Annotated in this window: 3 protein-coding genes and 2 CRISPR repeat arrays; of the genes, 2 read left to right on the top strand and 1 reads right to left on the bottom strand. The window is 54.9% G+C overall.

The genetic code is table 11. The features are described 5' to 3' along the window. Nucleotides 1-47 precede the first annotated feature (47 nt). Nucleotides 48-3,065: a CRISPR direct-repeat array (repeat unit 29 nt; unit sequence GTGAGCCCCGCATGCGCGGGGATGATCCC). Between the two features lie 92 nt (nt 3,066-3,157). Further along, on the top strand, nt 3,158-3,541 hold the full coding sequence (locus ACE419_RS00015) for a hypothetical protein (protein ID WP_435720598.1): 384 nt from the start codon (nt 3,158-3,160) through the stop codon (nt 3,539-3,541). Next, nucleotides 3,433-4,404 (top strand): IS3 family transposase, encoded by a 972-nt coding sequence (locus ACE419_RS00010; RefSeq protein ID WP_435720959.1) that lies wholly within the window; start codon nt 3,433-3,435, stop codon nt 4,402-4,404. The genes ACE419_RS00015 and ACE419_RS00010 overlap by 109 nt, the downstream gene beginning before the upstream one ends. A 66-nt stretch (nt 4,405-4,470) precedes the next feature. Next, a CRISPR array of direct repeats spans nt 4,471-5,842; the repeat unit is 29 nt; unit sequence GTGAGCCCCGCATGCGCGGGGATGATCCC. Between the two features lie 286 nt (nt 5,843-6,128). On the opposite strand, the gene ACE419_RS00005 is transcribed toward ACE419_RS00010, so the two are convergent. Next, nucleotides 6,129-6,281, bottom strand: a complete 153-nt coding sequence (locus ACE419_RS00005) for a transposase domain-containing protein (RefSeq protein ID WP_435720958.1) — start codon at nt 6,279-6,281, stop codon at nt 6,129-6,131. Between the last annotated feature and the right edge of the window lie 21 nt (nt 6,282-6,302).

Here is a 6,302-nt window from a genome sequence, read left to right as displayed (position 1 = left end):
CGCGGGGATGATCCCGGCCCAGCTCGTCGGTATCCGCACGGATGAAAGTGAGCCCCGCATGCGCGGGGATGATCCCTTCGCCCGGCGTCGTAAATGCATTCTCCGGGAGTGAGCCCCGCATGCGCGGGGATGATCCCGTTGCAGTATGCTTTCAGGGATACAAGCTGACGTGAGCCCCGCATGCGCGGGGATGATCCCGCAGAGCAAAGGAAAACGATACAGATGTCATGGTGAGCCCCGCATGCGCGGGGATGATCCCAACGGCAGATGATGATTTCATTACGGAATGCAGTGAGCCCCGCATGCGCGGGGATGATCCCATCAAGAATGGCCATCAGACCGTCTGCACGATGTGAGCCCCGCATGCGCGGGGATGATCCCTATCACGTCGATACCTGTGCCGGTCTACGGTGGTGAGCCCCGCATGCGCGGGGATGATCCCATCGGCCTGCTGTGACGGATCGCCGCGCAAGAGTGAGCCCCGCATGCGCGGGGATGATCCCTGAACCGCGACAAGAAAGTCGTGGAAGAAATCGTGAGCCCCGCATGCGCGGGGATGATCCCGGCTTCATGCCGCGCGGCAACACGAGCTACGGGTGAGCCCCGCATGCGCGGGGATGATCCCTGCGATGATTTCCCAATCAAGCGGCCTGCAAAGTGAGCCCCGCATGCGCGGGGATGATCCCAGCGCGATGGCGTGATTGGTCTGCGTGATTTCGTGAGCCCCGCATGCGCGGGGATGATCCCCAGACGAAACGAGCAAGACGAAAGAGGATAAGGTGAGCCCCGCATGCGCGGGGATGATCCCTTTGACCGTGTATTTGTCGTCTGTGCCGTCAAGTGAGCCCCGCATGCGCGGGGATGATCCCAATATTTTCGCCCCATGTATTTTCGTCCATGTGTGAGCCCCGCATGCGCGGGGATGATCCCGCAGCGCAACGGTCCGATATATGAATGAATTTGTGAGCCCCGCATGCGCGGGGATGATCCCTCTGAATTCCATCCGAATTCATTTTCTGCCGGGTGAGCCCCGCATGCGCGGGGATGATCCCAAATAGCCGACTTCTTCAATGTCAATATGAGCGTGAGCCCCGCATGCGCGGGGATGATCCCCCGTATCGGATAAGCAGAAAGAAAGCCTAGAGGTGAGCCCCGCATGCGCGGGGATGATCCCGCTGATGCCGCAAGCGTTTGCGATGGTTTTACGTGAGCCCCGCATGCGCGGGGATGATCCCGGTGAAGTTGTTGATGCGCCTGTAATTGCTAAGTGAGCCCCGCATGCGCGGGGATGATCCCCCGCGCCATTTGACAACAATCAGCCCCGCGATGTGAGCCCCGCATGCGCGGGGATGATCCCGACGAAAAGAAAATAGCGAATTTCAAGGATAAGTGAGCCCCGCATGCGCGGGGATGATCCCTTACCATCGTCCTTACTTTCTAGCGCATTTGCGTGAGCCCCGCATGCGCGGGGATGATCCCACAATCAAGAAGGTATTGCCAATGAAAGCGGGGTGAGCCCCGCATGCGCGGGGATGATCCCAACCAATATACAGTGCATCATTAAGAATCGTAGTGAGCCCCGCATGCGCGGGGATGATCCCGCAAGTGCTTGTGAGAGTGAACAGAGCTTTTTGTGAGCCCCGCATGCGCGGGGATGATCCCATGTCGCTAGCATCAGCCGTGACGGTACGTTTGTGAGCCCCGCATGCGCGGGGATGATCCCCAGAAAGTGCAAGAGACGCTGACTTTTGACATGTGAGCCCCGCATGCGCGGGGATGATCCCCTTGCACCATGTCGGCAGGGCAGAAGCATCTAGTGAGCCCCGCATGCGCGGGGATGATCCCATGTCGCTAGCATCAGCCGTGACGGTACGTTTGTGAGCCCCGCATGCGCGGGGATGATCCCATGAATGGCAAAGCCAAAGCCCAGATGTCGGTGTGAGCCCCGCATGCGCGGGGATGATCCCAGGGAGAAAGGTTTTCGTGCGGAACATCTTTAGTGAGCCCCGCATGCGCGGGGATGATCCCGCCTTTAAGACCTTCCCATATGCTGCTGAAAAGTGAGCCCCGCATGCGCGGGGATGATCCCAGGTTCAGAATTTCGAGTGGTATGTCGATTACGTGAGCCCCGCATGCGCGGGGATGATCCCATTGCGGATCTGGTCGAAAAGTATCTCGTAGCGTGAGCCCCGCATGCGCGGGGATGATCCCAGCTGCCGATGCTGCCGTCCGTGAATTACTATGTGAGCCCCGCATGCGCGGGGATGATCCCGAGTTGGAACAGTCACGTACGCGTTTGTCTGGGTGAGCCCCGCATGCGCGGGGATGATCCCGCATCGACCTCGCCCGGCGTCGTGAATGCGTTGTGAGCCCCGCATGCGCGGGGATGATCCCTCTTGAGAATCGACGACTCGTCAAGGACAACTGTGAGCCCCGCATGCGCGGGGATGATCCCATCACTCAACGTCCCCAATAAATGTTCATGGCGTGAGCCCCGCATGCGCGGGGATGATCCCTAGCGTCACCGCAATTAAAGCCGATTCCAGTGGTGAGCCCCGCATGCGCGGGGATGATCCCGAAACAGAAGCGCACTCTAGTTGAAACAAATCGTGAGCCCCGCATGCGCGGGGATGATCCCCGGGTCACGGGTCAGTCGCCCTAAAATAATGGGTGAGCCCCGCATGCGCGGGGATGATCCCCAAACCGAGTTCGGCCAGCGCATCGGCCTAAAGTGAGCCCCGCATGCGCGGGGATGATCCCGTCTACCCCTTCCACTATTACTACTACCGCAAGTGAGCCCCGCATGCGCGGGGATGATCCTACATGTCCGACTACACAAAATTGCAGCAGGAGGTGAGCCCCGCATGCGCGGGGATGATCCCGTACCACAAAAAGACGGGGCCGCGCTCTGAAAGTGAGCCCCGCATGCGCGGGGATGATCCCGTGTACTTCGAGTTCATGATTTTCTTGCCGGCGTGAGCCCCGCATGCGCGGGGATGATCCCGTGACGTACCAGTCGCCAGGCTCGAAGTTATCGTGAGCCCCGCATGCGCGGGGATGATCCCTTAAAGCCTTAGTGGCCTTATGCAGTGGTATACTAAAAGTAGACACAAGCTCAATTTAGTAGACACTTCTCAATTCTGAAGTGGACCATAATATGGAGGATTATGTTGCTATGAAGTATACCAGCAACGAGCGACTGCAGATTGGCCAATTGGTATATACCAGACAACTATCAGAAGCTGAAGCTTGTTTGAAATATGGCATTAGCCGGACCTGTATTCAAAATTATGTAAGAGCTTTCAAGAAAGCAAATGGCATCACAATAGTCACGCGACGTCCACAGAAAAATGTAGATCGAGTAGATTTTAGTACAATCCAACCACAGCCTTCGCCGTATGCGTCTATGAGCAAAGACGAGCTTATAGATGAATTAATTCGCACCAAGGCAGAAGTACTTCGGGCAAAAAAAGGATACGCAGTGAAAGGGGATGGTGTAAGCAAGGAGTTCATTACTTTAAGGAGCGAGAATTCGAAATAATATTCGAGCTGGCTGCACAATTCCCTATCCAGAAGCTATGTAACGTTCTTTCTGTTAATCGTAGCGGGTTTTATAAATGGAAGGACCGTCTGGAACATCCATCAGCAAGACTGCTATCCTTTGTCGACCATATTAGGCTGTTTAAAGAGTACCACGCAAAATATCCATCGCATGGTTATCGCTGGCTGAATGCTAAGATTGCTCTTGATAAAGGCATCCATCTGTCAAAAGCGTATGCATATAAATGCTGCAAAACGGCAGGGATTGTCAGTCAATCCAAGCATTACCGTTATAAAAAGCCGGGCAACCCATTCAGAATCTATCCGAATTTACTTATCCAGGGACTGCAAGTAAATGGCCCTATGCAATGCATAGTAAGCGATATGACGGCATTATACTTGAACCGTGTGTATTATGAATTGACGTTTTATATGGACCTATGGAACAATGAAATTCTGACTTATGCGCTATCCTCTAAACGAGGCGATAGGATGACGTACATTAACGGCGTTAATGCTCTGATTGATTTAAAGAAAAAGCAGCCTGATCTGAAGATGGTTCTGCATACAGACCAAGGCTCTGTCTATGCATCTAAAGCATTCAACGATCTTTTACCGCTCCACAACATTATTCATTCAATGTCACGCGCAGGAACGCCTACCGATAATGCTGCCATGGAATCCATAAATGGATGGATAAAGGCAGAAATGTTCCAGGACTTTCATATAACCAGCAATGCGAACATTCGTCAGGAGGTTGATGAATATATTCGCTTCTACAACGAGGAGCGCCCTGCATATTCATTGAACTATCTGACGCCTAAGCACTACCGTGAAAAATTTCTTGGCACTTCAAACATCTAAGCCTAGTGTATAAATTTATATATTTAGTGTCTACTTATCGTTGACCAGTGCATTACTAGCTGACATAGTGAGCCCCGCATGCGCGGGGATGATCCCGGGCGTGCTTTTGTCGGTGCGAATACGTAAGAGTGAGCCCCGCATGCGCGGGGATGATCCCATCCCGGGAGCTTTTGCAGGAAGCGGCCCAGAGTGAGCCCCGCATGCGCGGGGATGATCCCGAACAGTTAAGGTCCAGAATCAAGGAACTTGAGTGAGCCCCGCATGCGCGGGGATGATCCCACGCCCCTGGCCTTTTGCTAGTCGGTCCGTATGTGAGCCCCGCATGCGCGGGGATGATCCCGGCAAAGAGCCCATGGATGATGAAACGCGTGAGTGAGCCCCGCATGCGCGGGGATGATCCCCCCTTGCCGAGCACAAATGATTTTTTGAAGCCGTGAGCCCCGCATGCGCGGGGATGATCCCGATTCCCTGACAACGGTGCAGGGGAAAGAAGCGTGAGCCCCGCATGCGCGGGGATGATCCCTGGATGCGCTGTGATTGTGGCTCGGTATTTCAGTGAGCCCCGCATGCGCGGGGATGATCCCTTATACAGGAAAAAAGCCACGACGATTGCCAGGTGAGCCCCGCATGCGCGGGGATGATCCCTGGCCGGCGGTGCTTGTGTGCTGCCGGCACATGTGAGCCCCGCATGCGCGGGGATGATCCCGATCAGCGCCACTTTTACGGCGAGCGGAATCAGTGAGCCCCGCATGCGCGGGGATGATCCCATCGTCAATCAGGTCATGGTCGTCGACTCTGAGTGAGCCCCGCATGCGCGGGGATGATCCCTCAAGCGTCCTGGCGACGTTGAGCCTTGAGCCGTGAGCCCCGCATGCGCGGGGATGATCCCGGTGGCGGTGGCTGTGGATACCCAAATGTTCGGTGAGCCCCGCATGCGCGGGGATGATCCCGCCGGGAGAGATGATCCTGACGACAATCGAGGGTGAGCCCCGCATGCGCGGGGATGATCCCGCCATCTCCTTGGGTAACCGTGTCGGATCGGGGTGAGCCCCGCATGCGCGGGGATGATCCCAAACTCCATGAACGCCTGTCGGTATTCCGGCGGTGAGCCCCGCATGCGCGGGGATGATCCCGGTTGATGATTTACCGTATATATTATTTGACCGTGAGCCCCGCATGCGCGGGGATGATCCCGAAAGACAACGAGCGCTTCTGGGCGAATGATGGTGAGCCCCGCATGTGCGGGGATGATCCTCAGCGTAGCGTTTTTCGTGAATCCTGCATGCGGTGAGCCCCGCATGTGCGGGGATGATCCTAGATGAGTGACAGTAAAGCGGTTGGTTATCTTGTGAGCCCCGCATGTGCGGGGATGATCCCTTTGCCATTTCTTTCTCCCTTCAGACCGCCATGTATGCCCCGCATGCGCGGGGATGATCCCAAAATCCGGCTGCGCTTTAGCCGTGAAGCGCAGTATGCCCTGCATGTGCAGGGACAATCTCCGATACTGGTAGTTGCCTGTTGATAAGTAGTCGATGATTTCATATCAAGCAAACTGATAAGATGTTGAGTTCGTATTGTTCAATGCTTTTTATTCATCTTTTGTATTGTAATTTGTATTTATATGTGCTAGAATAAAACCAAATTAAGGGAATCATCGTAAGCGCTTAACCATCAGGTGTATAACATAAAATTATCCCGGCTGCGTCAGCAGTCGGGATCATTCATTATTTGCAGTTTTGTTGGATATTGTCGCTCCATGGCAGGAAGTCGTCAAGCTTTTCTGGATGACGCAAAAAGTCGATGTTCGGCAGTTGCTCAAAAAGATATTTAAAGTATTTGTATGGATTTATCTCGTTGACTTTAGCGGTCTCGAGAATGCTGTAAGCAGCGGCACTGGC

Origin of the sequence: Mitsuokella apri, assembly GCF_047974105.1 — a bacterium.
In the GTDB taxonomy this organism is placed as follows: domain Bacteria; phylum Bacillota; class Negativicutes; order Selenomonadales; family Selenomonadaceae; genus Mitsuokella.
This window is presented reverse-complemented; position numbering and strand designations above follow the sequence as displayed.